The 13,902-nt window shown below is 65.6% G+C and carries 11 protein-coding genes; 1 reads left to right on the top strand and 10 read right to left on the bottom strand.

The window, feature by feature from the left end; genetic code table 11:
- Positions 1-9: 9 nt before the first annotated feature.
- Positions 10-603 carry an aminodeoxychorismate/anthranilate synthase component II gene (locus tag HU735_RS05290; protein WP_186712698.1) on the bottom strand — a complete coding sequence of 198 codons (594 nt, stop codon included), beginning with the start codon at positions 601-603 and terminating at the stop codon, positions 10-12.
- Between the two features lie 376 nt (positions 604-979).
- Here HU735_RS05290 and estP point away from each other — a divergent pair, with 376 nt between their 5' ends.
- Positions 980-2,881, top strand: coding sequence for an esterase EstP (gene estP / locus HU735_RS05285; RefSeq protein WP_186712697.1), 1,902 nt, complete (start codon positions 980-982; stop codon positions 2,879-2,881).
- A gap of 32 nt (positions 2,882-2,913) precedes the next feature.
- On the opposite strand, the gene trpE is transcribed toward estP, so the two are convergent.
- From trpE to HU735_RS05240, 9 genes are all read right to left on the bottom strand, one after another.
- Positions 2,914-4,392 (bottom strand): anthranilate synthase component I, encoded by a 1,479-nt coding sequence (gene trpE, locus HU735_RS05280; protein WP_186712696.1) that lies wholly within the window; start codon positions 4,390-4,392, stop codon positions 2,914-2,916.
- A 71-nt stretch (positions 4,393-4,463) separates the two neighbouring features.
- Entirely contained in the window at positions 4,464-5,282 is an 819-nt protein-coding gene (locus tag HU735_RS05275; RefSeq protein ID WP_050703527.1) for a phosphoglycolate phosphatase, read from the bottom strand.
- Positions 5,279-5,953 carry a ribulose-phosphate 3-epimerase gene (rpe, locus tag HU735_RS05270; RefSeq protein WP_110734670.1) on the bottom strand — a complete coding sequence of 225 codons (675 nt, stop codon included), beginning with the start codon at positions 5,951-5,953 and terminating at the stop codon, positions 5,279-5,281. The genes HU735_RS05275 and rpe overlap by 4 nt, the downstream gene beginning before the upstream one ends.
- A 133-nt stretch (positions 5,954-6,086) precedes the next feature.
- A complete protein-coding gene (locus HU735_RS05265) occupies positions 6,087-6,914 on the bottom strand; it encodes an ABC transporter permease (protein ID WP_028689019.1) in 828 nt (275 codons plus the stop codon).
- Between the two features lie 11 nt (positions 6,915-6,925).
- Complete coding sequence (locus HU735_RS05260; RefSeq protein WP_186712695.1) at positions 6,926-8,173, bottom strand: ABC transporter permease; 1,248 nt, start codon at positions 8,171-8,173, stop codon at positions 6,926-6,928.
- Positions 8,174-8,359: 186 nt separating this feature from the next.
- The gene (locus HU735_RS05255; RefSeq protein WP_186712694.1) at positions 8,360-9,394 is read right to left on the bottom strand and encodes an ABC transporter substrate-binding protein; all 1,035 of its coding nucleotides are present in this window, start codon (positions 9,392-9,394) and stop codon (positions 8,360-8,362) included.
- A 40-nt stretch (positions 9,395-9,434) separates the two neighbouring features.
- Positions 9,435-10,547, bottom strand: coding sequence for an ABC transporter ATP-binding protein (locus tag HU735_RS05250; RefSeq protein WP_186712693.1), 1,113 nt, complete (start codon positions 10,545-10,547; stop codon positions 9,435-9,437).
- Between the two features lie 295 nt (positions 10,548-10,842).
- Positions 10,843-11,475: a response regulator transcription factor gene (locus tag HU735_RS05245; protein WP_175406173.1), complete on the bottom strand. Its 633-nt coding sequence runs from the start codon at positions 11,473-11,475 to the stop codon at positions 10,843-10,845.
- A 9-nt stretch (positions 11,476-11,484) separates the two neighbouring features.
- Positions 11,485-13,872: a sensor histidine kinase gene (locus HU735_RS05240; RefSeq protein ID WP_186712692.1), complete on the bottom strand. Its 2,388-nt coding sequence runs from the start codon at positions 13,870-13,872 to the stop codon at positions 11,485-11,487.
- Positions 13,873-13,902: the final 30 nt, after the last annotated feature.

Below are 13,902 nucleotides of genomic sequence, written 5' to 3'. Positions count from 1 at the left end.
GATCGGTCCTTAACGGCGTCCGCCGGTCTGCTTGAGGAAATTGGCGAACAGCTCGTGGCCCTGCTCGGTGAGGATGGATTCGGGGTGGAACTGTACCCCTTCGACGTTCAGGGTTTTATGACGCAGGCCCATGATTTCGTCGACGGCACCATCTTCGTGGGCGGTCCAGGCGGTCACTTCCAGGCAGTCGGGCAGGGTTTCGCGCTTGACCACCAGCGAGTGGTAGCGGGTCACGGTGAGCGGGTTGTTCAGGCCGGCGAACACGCCCAGGTCACGGTGCAGCACCGGGCTGGTCTTGCCATGCATCACCTGGCGGGCGCGCACCACGTCGCCGCCGAAGGCCTGGCCGATGGACTGGTGGCCCAGGCAGACGCCCAGGATCGGCAGCTTGCCGGCGAAGTGCAGGATGGCCTCGATGGAGACCCCGGCTTCACTCGGCGTGCACGGGCCCGGGGAGACGACGATGCGCTCGGGATTAAGGGCTTCGATCTGGGCGATGGTCATTTCGTCATTGCGAATGACCTTGACCTCGGCACCCAGCTCGCCAAGGTACTGCACGACGTTGTAGGTGAAGGAGTCGTAGTTGTCGATCATCAGTAACATCTGCAACGAACCTCTTGAATACTGACTTTTGATTCGAGCCTTCCGCTGCCGCTCATGAATGCGGCCGAACCCGCACGGGGCGGTTGACGGAACAAGTGGGGAAGGCAAACGGGGACGGGCCGGGCGAACCGGCAGGAGAAAAAGTCAGGCGCGCCAACGCCAACGGGCGACGGCCTTGATAACGCGCATCAAGAGTTTGCTGACGATCAACACAGGGTAGGTCTCGTTCATACGTTCCGGGACAGTAACCTACCGGGGCGGCGGGTGCAATATGCCCATAACCACGGGGAAACGAACGCAACGGTAGGCAAAGACCGGGAATTTGCTAAGGTCATCCGGCTTGCCCCGATAAAAACAATGAAAAGGATATCCATGCATGCTCAAGGCTCCCTTCCTGCGCACTTCCCTCGCGACCCTCGTGTTCGCCTGCAGCCAAGCCATCGCGGCGCCCTCCCCCTATAGCGCCTTGGTCGTCTTCGGCGACAGCCTCAGCGACGCCGGGCAGTTCCCCGACCTGACCGGCGGTACGCCAGGCATGCGCTTCACCAACCGCGATGCCAATGGCAACTACGCGCCGGTGTCGCCGATGATCCTGGGCGGCAAGCTGGGCTTTTCCGGGACCAGCCTGGGACCCTCGACGTCGCTGACCAACCAGCTGCAAGGCACGCCGGATGGCAACAACTGGGCCGTGGGCGGCTACACCACGCAGCAGATCCTCGACTCGATCACCGACACCTCGCAAGCCGTCATCCCACCCGGGCGCCCCGGCGCCGGCACGGTGCTGCGCGAGCGCGACGGCTACCTGGCCAACGGCCTGCGGGCCGATCCCAATGCCCTGTACTACCTGACCGGTGGCGGCAACGACTTCCTCCAGGGCCTGGTCAACAGCCCCGCCGACGCGGCCGCCGCCGGTGCCCGCCTGGCGGCCAGCGCCCAGGCGCTGCAACAGGGCGGCGCGCGCTACATCATGGTCTGGCTGCTGCCAGACCTGGGGCAGACACCGAACTTCAGCGGCACGCCCCAGCAAGGGCCGCTGTCGCAACTGTCCAGCGTGTTCAACCAGTCGCTGGTCAACCGGCTCGGGCAAATCGACGCCGAGATCATCCCACTCAATGTCCCAGTGCTGCTGCGCGAGGCCCTGGCCAGCCCCGCCCAGTTCGGCCTGGCCGCCGACCAGAACCTGGTCGGCACCTGCTACAGCGGCGACGGCTGCGTGGGCAACCCGGTCTACGGGGCGAACGGCACGACGCCGGACCCGACCCGGCTGCTGTTCAACGATTCGGTGCACCCGACCATCGCCGGCCAGCAACTGATTGCCGACTATGCCTATTCGATCCTCGCCGCGCCCTGGGAGCTGACCCTGCTGCCGGAAATCGCCCACGCCAGCCTCCGTGCCCACCAGGATGAACTGCGCAACCAGTGGCAGACGCCCTGGCAGGCGGTCGGTCAATGGCAGGCGTTCGTCGCCACCGGCGGCCAGGACCTGGACTTCGGCAGCCAGCGCAGCGCCGCCAGTGGCGACGGGCGCGGCTACAACCTGACCCTCGGCGGCAGCTATCGGCTGGATGACGCCTGGCGCGTGGGACTGGCGGCGGGCGTGTACCGACAAAAGCTCGAGGCCGGCCAGGAAGATTCCGACTACAAGCTCGACAGCTACCTGGCCAGCGCCTTCGCCCAGTTCCGTCAGGGTCGCTGGTGGGCCGACGCAGCACTGACCGCCGGGCACCTGGACTATCGCGACCTCAAGCGCACCTTCGCCTTGGGCGTTGGTGAGCGCAGCGAGAAAGGCGACAGCGATGGCGAGGCCTGGGCCGTCACCGGCCGGGTGGGCTACAACCTGGCGGCCGAGAGCAGCCGCTGGCAACTGGCGCCATTCATCAGCGCCGACTATGCGCGGGTCAAGGTCGATGGGTATGACGAGAAGAGCGGCCGCTCCACGGCGCTCGGCTTCGACGATCAGGAGCGCACGTCACGCCGGCTGGGGGCCGGCCTGCTGGGAAGCGTGCAGCTCCTGCCGACGACCAGGCTGTTTGCCGAGGTGGCCCGGGAGCACGAGTTCGAGGACGATCAGCAGGACCTGCGCATGCACCTGACCAGCCTGCCGGCGAACGACTTCACCTTGACCGGGTATACGCCACACAGCAACCTGACCCGCGCCAGCTTGGGGCTGACCCATGAACTGGTGCCAGGGGTGAACCTGCGGGGGAACTACAACTGGCGCAAGAGTGATGAGTTGCGCCAGCAGGGCGTGAGCGTGGCGTTGAGCCTGGACTTCTGAGTTGTCGGGGCCGCGTTGCGGCCCCGATCCATTTACTTGGAGGTCTGCTCGGCCAGCGCCACCGCGCGGAACATCGCCCGGCGCTTGTTGATGGTTTCTTCCCACTCCAGCGCCGGCACCGAGTCGGCGACGATGCCGCCACCGGCCTGCACATGCAGTTCACCGTCCTTGATCACCGCGGTGCGGATGGCGATGGCGGTGTCCATGTTGCCGTTCCAGGCAAAGTAGCCCACCGCGCCACCGTAGACGCCGCGCTTGACCGGCTCCAGTTCGTCGATGATTTCCATGGCGCGGATCTTCGGCGCGCCGGAGAGGGTACCGGCCGGCAGGATCGCCCGCAGCGCGTCCATGGCCGTCAGCCCCTCATTCAACTGGCCGGTGACGTTGGACACGATATGCATGACGTTCGAGTAACGCTCGATCACCATCTTCTCGGTCAGGCGCACACTGCCGGTGGCCGACACCCGACCCACGTCGTTGCGGCCCAGGTCGATGAGCATCAGGTGCTCGGCGATTTCCTTGTCGTCCGACAGCAGGTCGTCTTCCAACGCCCGGTCGGCTTCTTCGGTGGCCCCGCGCGGGCGGGTACCGGCGATCGGGCGCACGGTGACCAGGTTGTCCTCGACCCGCACCAGCACTTCCGGCGAACTGCCGACCACATGGAAGTCGCCGAAGTTGAAGAAGTACATGTACGGCGTCGGGTTGAAGCAGCGCAGCGCCCGGTACAGGTCGATGGGCGCAGCCTTGAAGTCGATGGACATGCGCTGGGACGGCACCACCTGCATGCAGTCGCCGGCCAGGATGTACTCCTTGATGCGGCCCACGGCGCTTTCGTAGTCGGCTTGTGTGTAGCTGGAGCGGAACGCCGGCTCGGCGGCCATCGGCCCGCTCAGGTCCAGGCCACGGCGCGGGGTGATCGGCTGGCGCAGGGTATCCAGAAGCCCCTGCAGGCGGGCCTGCCCTTGCTCGAAGGCCTGCGCCTCGGCCGGGTCGACCAACACGATGGCGTGCATCTTGCCCGCCAGGTTGTCGAACACCACCACGGCATCGGAGACCATCAGCAGGATATCCGGCACCCCCAGCGGATCCGGATTGGGGCTGGCGCCCAGGCGTTTCTCCACGTAACGCACGCAGTCGTAGCCGAAATAGCCCACCAGGCCACCGTTGAAACGTGGCAAGCCAGGAATGTCAGCGACCTTGTAGCGATCCTTGAACGCCTCGACGAAGGCCAGCGGATCCTCGACGTCGTGGTTTTCCACCTCGACGCCATCCTGCAGGATGCTGACGTGGTAACCGTGCACGCGCAGCACGGTGCGCGACGGCAGGCCGATCATCGAATAGCGGCCCCACTTCTCGCCACCCTGCACGGACTCGAGCAGGTAGGAGTTGGGTTGGTCGGCCAGCTTCAGGTAGATCGACAGCGGCGTGTCGAAGTCGGCCAGGGTTTCGCAGGCCAGGGGAATGCGGTTGTAGCCGGCAGCGGCCAGGCGCAGGAATTCTTCGCGGGTCATGTGTAGCCTCGGGGCAAGCAGCAATGGGGAGTGGGCAAACGGATGTACCGGCAGGCGCCGGTGGGCAGGCGTCAGGCGCGCCAGCGCCAGCGGGCCAGGGCCTTGATGACTTTCATCCAGAATTTGCCGGTAACCACCACGTTGTTGTCTCTGCTTTGCGGGGCTTGAAGGTCCGCCAACGTTATCCCAGTGTCGGTGACTAAGCAACCGGGCAGCAGCAGGCGCAGGTCGTCGATGACCAGGCTGGGCGACTCGTCGTCGATCGGCCGGCCATGATTGTAGCCGTAGCTCAGGCCGACGCACTGGACGCCGGCGGCCTTGGCGGCCAGCACGTCGCTGCGCGAATCGCCGACGAACAGCGATTGTTCGGCGCTGACGCCGGCCATCTTCATGACGAACAGCAGCGCCGCCGGGTCGGGCTTCTTCTGCGGCAGGGTGTCGCCGCCGATGATCCAGCGGAAGTAGCGACCGATCTTCATCTGGTCGAGCAAAGGGGCGACGAAGCGTTCGGGCTTGTTGGTGATCAGCGCCATCTCCACGCCCTGCTTGCGCAGCCAGCGCAGGGTATCGCGCACGCCGGGGTAGACCACGGTGAGTTCATGGTTGTCGGCATAGGCTTCCATGAACAGCGCCAGCGCGCGTTCGGCCAGCTCATCATCCACTGCGGCGTGATCGATATCGCCGGCCAGGGCCCGGCGCACTAGCACCTGGGCGCCGTTGCCGACCCAGTGGCGCACCGCCTCCAGGCCTGCGGGCGGTCGCCCGAGTTCGAGCAGCGTGCGGTCGACGGCTGCGGCCAGGTCGGGTACCGAATCGATCAGGGTGCCATCCAGATCGAACATCACCAGCCTGGGCAGTGTCCCCGGGAACAGCTGCTCGAAGCCGCTCATGCGCGTGCCAGCGCCATTTCGGCACGCATCTTGTCGATGACTTCCTTGTAGTCCGGGGCGTTGAAGATCGCCGAGCCGGCCACGAAGGTGTCAGCGCCGGCGGCGGTGATCTCGCGGATGTTGCCTACGTTGACGCCGCCGTCGATCTCCAGGCGGATGTCACGGCCGCTGGCATCGATCAGGGCGCGGGCCTCGCGCAGCTTGTCGAGGGTGCCGGGGATGAACTTCTGCCCGCCGAAGCCTGGGTTGACGCTCATCAGCAGGACCATGTCGACCTTGTCCATCACGTACTTCAGCGCATCCAGGCCGGTGGCCGGGTTGAACACCAGGCCGGCCTTGCAGCCGCCGTCGCGGATCAGTTGCAGCGAGCGGTCGACGTGCTGGGAGGCTTCCGGGTGGAAGGTGATGTAGGTGGCGCCGGCCTCGATGAAGTCGCCGATGATGCGGTCGACCGGGCTGACCATCAGGTGCACGTCGATCGGCGCGGTCACGCCGTACTTGCGCAGGGCGCTGCAGACCATCGGGCCGATGGTCAGGTTGGGCACGTAGTGGTTGTCCATGACATCGAAGTGGACGATGTCGGCCCCGGCGGCCAGGACCTTGTCGACGTCCTCGCCCAGGCGGGCAAAATCGGCGGACAGAATGGAGGGGGCAATAGCGTAGGGCTGCATGGCGCACCTGTTGGGCAGAATCACGGTGGCGCGCATTGTAACTCAGGGAAGCGGATCGGGGCTGATTGGTATCAATCCTGTGCCGGCCCTTCGCGGGTAAACCCGCGAAGAGGCCGGTAAAAACAACGAAGAATCATGCCGGCTGCTGGGTCCTCAGCTTCTCGCTGCGCCCACGCAGCCACTCCAGGGTCAGCAGCAGGATCACCGAGAAGGCGATCAGCAAGGTGGCCGCCGCCGCGATGGTCGGGCTCAGGTTCTCGCGAATGCCGCTGAACATCTGCCGTGGCAGGGTCGCCTGCTCGGGCCCGGCGAGGAACAGGGTCACTACCACCTCATCGAACGATGTGGCGAAGGCAAACAGTGCCCCGGAGATCACCCCGGGGGCGATCAACGGCAAGGTCACCCGACGGAAGGCCAGCAATGGCGAGGCCCCCAGGCTGGCCGCCGCGCGCACCAGGTTGTAGTTAAAGCCCTGCAGCGTCGCCGACACAGTAATGATCACGAACGGCACGCCCAGCACCGCGTGCACCAGGATCAGCGAGGTGAAGCTGTTGCCCATGCCCAATGGGGCGAAGAACAGGTAGCTGGCCACGCCGATGATCACCACCGGCACCACCATCGGCGAGATCACCAGCGCCATCACCAGCGACTTGCCGGGGAAGTCGCCGCGGGTCAGGCCGATGGCCGCCAGGGTGCCGAACACCATGGCCAGCACCGTGGCCGCCGGGGCGACGATGATGCTGTTCTTCAGGGCGCGCATCCATTCAGCGGAGGCGAAGAAGTCCTGGTACCAGTGCAGCGAGAAACCTTGCAGCGGGTACACCAGGAAGCTCCCGCTGTTGAACGACAGCGGGATGATCACCAGTACCGGCAGTACCAGGAACAGCAGGATCAGGCCGCACAGGATGCGCAGGCTGTAGAACCACACCCGTTCCACGGGCGACATGTAGGGGCTCAGCATGACAAGGCTCCTCAGCTCAGGCGCAGGCGGCTGGCGCCGACCAGCCAGCTATAGATCAGGTACAGCAGCACGGTCGCCAGCAGCAACAGCCCGCCCAGGGCGGTGGCCATGCCCCAGTTGATGCTGGTGTTGGTGTAGAAGGCGACGAAGTAGCTGACCATCTGGTCGTTCGGGCTGCCCAGCAGCGCCGGGGTGATGTAGTAGCCGATGGCCAGGATGAACACCAGCAGGCAGCCGGCGCCGACACCGGCATAGGTCTGTGGGAAGTACACCCGCCAGAAACTGGCGAACGGATGGCAACCCAGGGAAATCGCCGCGCGCATGTAGCTGGGCGAGATGCCCTTCATCACGCTGTACAGCGGCAGGATCATGAACGGCAGCAGGATGTGCACCATCGAGATGTACACGCCGGTGCGGTTGAACACCAGCTCCAGCGGTTGGTCGATGATGCCGATGGCCATCAGCGCGCTGTTGATCAGCCCGCCCGACTGCAGCAGCACGATCCACGCCGCCACCCGCACCAGGATCGAGGTCCAGAACGGCAGCAGCACCAGGATCATCAGCAGGTTGCTCTGCCGGGTTGGCAAGTTGGCCAGCAGATACGCCAGCGGGTAGGCCAGCACCAGGCAGATGGCGGTGATCACCACGCCCATCCACAGGGTGCGAGCAAAGATATCCAGGTAGATGGCCTGGTCCGGCGTGGCCTTGGCCAGTTCGCCGAGGTCGTCGATGCGGTGATCGACGGAGGCCAGCAGGTAGAAAGAGGTGACCGTGCTGGTGTTGCGGCGGATCGCCTGCCAGTAGGCCGGGTCGCCCCAACGCTCGTCCAGCGCTTGCAGGGCATCTTTATAGGACACAGGCTCGGCCTTGAACGGCAGCGCCCGCGCGGTCTTGGCCAGCAGGCTGCGGTAGCCGGCCAGCTCCATGTTCAGGCGCTTGGAAAGATCGCCCAGGGTCTGGTTCTTGCGCGACTCGGCCAGGTCCTGGCTGAGGGCCTTGTAGACCTCCTCGCCGGGCAGGCTCTTGCCGTCCCATTGCGTCACCGCCTCGACGGTACGCGGCAGGCCGGCGACCACCTCGGGGTTGCCGACGCTCTTGTACAGCAGCGCCGCGATCGGCACCAGGAACACCAGCAGGAGGAACAGCGCCAGCGGCGCGATCAACGCCTGGGCCTTCCAGCGGTTGACCCGCTCGGCATGCTTGAGGCGCTGCTTGAGGCTTTTACCCGCGCCTTCGTTGAGGGGCACTGCAATGGCCATGGCGAACTCCGGGGGAAACAGGGGTGGGGACTATCAGGCCGCACTTCACCTATTGGGTTGGCGCGGACTCTGTAGGAGCGGCCTTGCGTCGCGATGGGCTGCGAAGCAGCCCCGGCGGGCATGCATGATGCCGAGATCCCGGGGCCGCTACGCGCCCCATCGCGACACAAGGCCGCTCCTACAGGGTTACTTCTTCGCCGCCCAGGCGTTGAAGCGTTGCTCCAGCTGTTCGCTGTTGTCGGCCCAGAAGGCCACGTCGATCTGCACCTGGTTGGCGATGTTCTCCGGCGTGGTCGGCATGTCCTTTTTCACCGCATCGGCCAGCAGCGAGACGGCCTTGGAATTGGCCGGGCCGTAGGCGATGTTCTCGGAGTAGGTCTTCTGCTGCTCGGGCTGGACGGTGTAGGCGATGAATTTCTTCGCCTCTTCCACATCCTTGGCGCCTTTCGGGATGGCCCAGGCGTCGAAGTCGTAGATGCCGCCGTTCCACACCACCTTGAGGTTGCTTTCCTTCTGCACCGCGGCGATACGGCCGTTGTAGGCCGAGCTCATGACCACGTCACCCGAGGCCAGGTACTGTGGTGGCTGGGCACCGGCTTCCCACCACTGGATGCTAGGCTTGAGTTCGTCGAGTTTCTTGAAGGCGCGGTCCTGGCCTTCCTTGGTGCCGAGCACCTTGTACACCTCTTTCGGCGCGACGCCGTCGGCCATCAGGGCGAACTCGAGGGTGTACTTGGCGCCCTTGCGCAGGCCGCGCTTGCCCGGGAATTTCTTGGTGTCCCAGAAGTCGGCCCAGCTGGTGGGTGCGCTCTTGAGCTTGTCGGCGTTGTAGGCCAGGACCGTGGACCAGACGAAGAAGCCCACGCCGCACGGCTGGATGGCGCCTTTCACGTAATCGCTCTCGTTGCCGAACAGGGCCGGGTCGAGCTCCTCGAACATGCCCTCGTCACAACCACGCGCCAGCTCCGGCGACTCCACCTCCACCAGGTTCCACGACACGCTGTTGGTGTCGACCATGGCTTTGACCTTGGCCATCTCGCCGTTGTACTCCCCGGCGACGATCTTGCCCTTGCCGGCCTTCTCCCACGGCTCGTAGAACGCCTTGACCTGGGCCGCCTTGTTGGCGCCACCGAACGACACCACCGTCAGGTCCGCGGCCAGGGTCTGCCCGGCGGCGAACAGGCCAAGGGCCAGGGCGGTCAGTTTCAACTGCTTGCGCATTATTATTCTCTCCACAGTTCAGGGTTGGTGAAGCAAACCATCAATGGGCTTCGGCAATCGGATCGAGCGCGCGGGCGTGCTCCACTTCCCAGCCCAGTGGGACCACATCGCCCACGGCCAGGGCCGGATCGAGCTCGGCGATCGGCTGCTTGACGAAGAAATCGGCCTTGCCGCAGACCTCCAGGCGCACCCGCACGTGGTCGCCCAGGTAGATGAACTCGGCCACCCGGCCGGAGAAGCGGTTCACGCAGCGTTCGCTGTGGCCGTTCAGGCGCACGCGCTCCGGACGGATCGACAGGGTCACCGGCTCGCCGGCCTGGCCGACGTTCACCGCCAGCGCCTCGACCCGCTCGCCCCGGGCCAGCTGCACCTGGCAACGGTTGCCGTCACTGGCCAGCAAGGTGCCGTTGAGGCGGTTGTTCTCGCCGATGAAGTTGGCGACGAAGGTGTTGCGCGGCTCTTCGTAGAGGGTGCGCGGGTCGGCGATCTGCTGGATCTCGCCCTGGTGGAACACCGCCACCCGGTCGGACATGGTCAGCGCCTCGCCCTGGTCGTGGGTCACGTAGACCACGGTCACGCCCAGGCGCTGGTGGATATGCTTGATCTCCATCTGCATGTGTTCGCGCAGTTGCTTGTCCAGGGCGCCGAGCGGTTCGTCCATCAGCACCAGCTGCGGCTCGAACACCAGGGCACGGGCCAGGGCCACGCGCTGCTGCTGGCCCCCGGAGAGCTGGCCTGGGTAGCGCTTGGCGAAGGCATCGAGCTGGACCATGCCAAGCACGCGCTTGACCCGTTCGCTGATGTCGGTCTTGCTCAGGTTGCGCACAGTCAGCGGAAAGGCCAGGTTCTCGGCCACGGTCATGTGCGGGAACAGCGCGTAGTTCTGGAACACCATGCCGATGTCACGCTTGTGCGGCGGCACATTGTTGATCGAGCGTCCAGCCAGCTGGATTTCACCGGCGGTGGGGGTCTCGAAGCCGGCCAGCATCATCAGGCTGGTGGTCTTGCCCGAGCCGGACGGGCCGAGCAGGGTCAGGAACTCGCCCTTGCGGATGTCCAGGTTGAGGTCCTTGACGATCAGCGATTCGCCGTCGTAGCTCTTCTGCACACCTCGGAAGCTGACCAGCGTCTCGTTCGAATTCGCCTCGCTCATGCCCTGCACCTTCTTGTTGGAATGACTGCGTGGGCACAGCGTAGAAGAGGCGCAAGCGCCCGTAAATCGGGGGGGCTGAGAGATTGCCATCATCCGGGTGGAAGACTTGCTGTAGGGATTGCCCTACACGGATGGCGGGATTGGAATGTTGCCTACTGGCAACCGGGCAACCTGTGGGAGCGGGCTTGCCCGCGAATGGCCGGTTCAGCCACCGGGATCAGCAGGTCAGGCCCATTCGCGGGCAAGCCCGCTCCCACAGGGAATGCGCTGACCCTGTGTGCCATATATGTCGCAATCAGACCAGCTTGTGCTCCATCGCATACTTCACCAACTCCGCCAGCGAGTTGACCTTGAGCTTCTGCATCAAGCGCGCCTTGTGGGTGCTGATGGTCTTGTTCGACAGCGCCAGCTGCTGGGCGATGTCGTTGACGTTGGCGCCCTGGGCCAGGCGCTCGAACACCGAGAACTCACGCTCGGACAGCAGCGTGTGCAGGGGCCGCGTTTCGGTCAGCCCCACCTCGAAGACCATGCGGTCGGCCAGGCTCGGATCGATATAGCGCCCGCCCCCGGCAACCCGGCGAATCGCGGTGAGCAACAGTGCCGGGTCGCTGTCCTTGGTGGCATAGCCCGCCGCCCCGGCCTTCAGCGCCCGCGCGGCCATCTGCGCCTCGTCGTGCATCGACAGCATCAGGATCGCCGGCGGGTTGTTCAATGCCAGGATCCGCGGGATGGCCTCCAGGCCGTTCACCCCCGGCATGGAGATATCCAGCAGCACCACCTCGCAGGGAGTATGGCGCAGGGTTTCCAGCAACTGCTCGCCGTTGCCCGCCTCGCCGGCGACCTGCATGTCCTTGGCCAGGCCAATCAACTGCTTGATGCCCTCACGGACGATGGTGTGGTCTTCCGCCACCAGCACTCGAATCACGATCGTTCTCTCCTACGCCAAAGGAATCGCCACGCTCAGGCTGGTGCCTTCGCCGGGCTCGCTTTCCAGGGTCATGTCGCCGCCCAGCATCAGCACGCGCTCACGCACCCCCACCAGGCCGAACGACGTCGGCCGGGCCGCATCGACGGCGAACCCCACGCCATCGTCGATGACCGTCATGCGCAACTGTCCGCCCTCCTCGACCAGGGCGATCTGCACGGTGTGCGCCTGGGCATGGCGCATGACGTTGGTCAGCGCCTCCTGGAGGATGCGGAACAGGCCGATGGCCTTGGCATCGCTCAAGGGCGGCAACTGCTCCGGGACCTCGACCAGGCAGGGAATCTGCGTGCGGGCCTCAAAACGCCGTGCCTGCCACTCGATGGCCGAGGCGATCCCGGCATCGAGAATCGGCGGACGCAAAGCGGTGGCCACATCACGCACCAGCTGGAACAGTTGGGCGATCAGACGCTTCATGCTGGCCAGGCGCTCATGCAGCCCGGCATCCAGCTCGGCGTAGGCCAGCTCGCACATCGACACTTCCAGCTTGAGCACCGTGAGCATCTGCCCCAGTTCGTCGTGCACCTCGCGGGCGATGCGCGCCTTTTCCTCCTCGCGCACGCTTTCCAGATGCGCCGACAATTCGCGCAGCTGTTCCTGGGAGGCGGCCAGGGCCAGCTCGGCCTGCTTGCCCTGGGTGATGTCCCAGACCACACCATCCCACACCATGCGCCCATCGGCCAGGCGCCGCGTGGTCGCCTTGATGTCGGCCCAGCGCTGTTCGCCCTGGCGGGTGAGGATACGGCCTTGCCACGACCAGTCCTGGTCGCTGGCCAGGGCCAGGTCCTGGACCCGGTGATAATCGGCGCGGTCCTGCGGATGAACCAGGTTGCGCAGCCCCATCTGCGGGTGCTGGATCGCCGCCGGGGTATAACCGACCAGCGCCTCGCTGCCTTCGCTGATATAGGGGAACTCCGGATCGCCTTCGGCCGGGTCGCGCTCCAGGCGGAACACCAGCCCCGGCACATTGCCGGCAATGCCCTTGAGCCGCGCCTCGCTTTCGCGCAACGCGGCCAGGTCGCGCTGGCGCTCGGTGACATCGGCGAGGAACACCACCAGATACTCCGCATCGCGAAAACGCAGGAACGACAACGACAACTCGACCGGAAACAGGCTGCCGTCGGCGCGTCGGCACTGGCTTTCGAACTGCTGTTCACCGCCGTCCCCGGTGCGGGCGCGCTTCCACAGCTCCAGCCAGCGATCCATCTTCAGGTTGGGTTCGATATCGACCAGCGGCCGCTCCAGCAACGCCCCCTCGGAATAGCCCAGCATGCGTTCGGCGGCATGGTTGGCGTAGCGCACATGGCTGTCCCAGTTGACCCAGAGGATACCCACCGTGCTCTGGTCGATGGAGAACTGGCTCAGGCGCAACGCCTCCTCGCGCACCTGACGCTCCACCAGGCTCTCGCGGGCAGCCAGCAAGCCCCGTTCCAGGCCGCGCTGCTGGCGACGCTGCCAGACCAGGGTAGCCAGGGCACACAGCAGCAGCAGGCCGAACAGCAAGGCGAGGTTCTGCCAGAAGCCGGCGGACTCGGAAAAGCGTGGGTACTTGGGCTGCAGCCAGCGCTGGTGCATTTGCTCCAGGGTCTTGGCCGGCAGGGCCTGGAGGGCGCGTTCGAGGATATCGGCAAGCACGGGCCAGTCTCGCCGCGAGCCAACCCGCAGCAACTGCGGCAAGCCGATATCGCCCACCACCGCCAGATCGGCGAACTCGCCTTCGCGGGAAAGCCGGCTGAGTTGCGCCTCATCCAACACGGCGAAGCTGGCCTGGCCGCCCAGCACCAGCTGCAGCGCCTCCCGCTCGTTGGGCACGCCCTGCAGGTTGAGATTGCCGTAATTGCTCCGCAGGTAGTCCGCCAGGGCACCTGGCATGCGCACAGCCACCCGCTCGTTGGCGGTCAGCTTCTCCAGATCCACGGCCACCGCACCGCTGCGCATCCCTACCACCAATTGCGGCACGCGCATGTAAGGGTCACTGAACAGCCACAGCCGCAGGCTGGTGGGTGTCTGCGTCAGGCCGGGGGCAAAATCGATCTCCCCGGCCTGCAACGCATGCTCCAGCGCTGCCTGGTCCGGGAAGCCACGCCAGGTCAGGTCCAACCGCAATGCCTGGGACAGCGCGCCCACCAGTTCGACGTTGGCCCCGTAGAACTGCTGCAGACGGCGGTCGAACTGGGCATAGGGTGCCTGCAGCACCAGGCCGACGCGCAGGCCGCGGTGCTCATCCAGCCACTGCTGCTGGGCCGGGTCGAGCACCACGGACGGGGGCGCCTCCGGCTTTGCCAGGGCGATCAAGGGTAGACACAACCAGCCGATAACCCACAGGCAACGCACTCGCTTCATCTCTACGCTCGTCTTGGCAATGACGGCCGC

It is taken from the genome of Pseudomonas sp. BW16M2, assembly GCF_014268865.1.
Classification (GTDB): Bacteria; Pseudomonadota; Gammaproteobacteria; order Pseudomonadales; family Pseudomonadaceae; genus Aquipseudomonas; species Aquipseudomonas peradeniyensis.
This window is presented reverse-complemented; position numbering and strand designations above follow the sequence as displayed.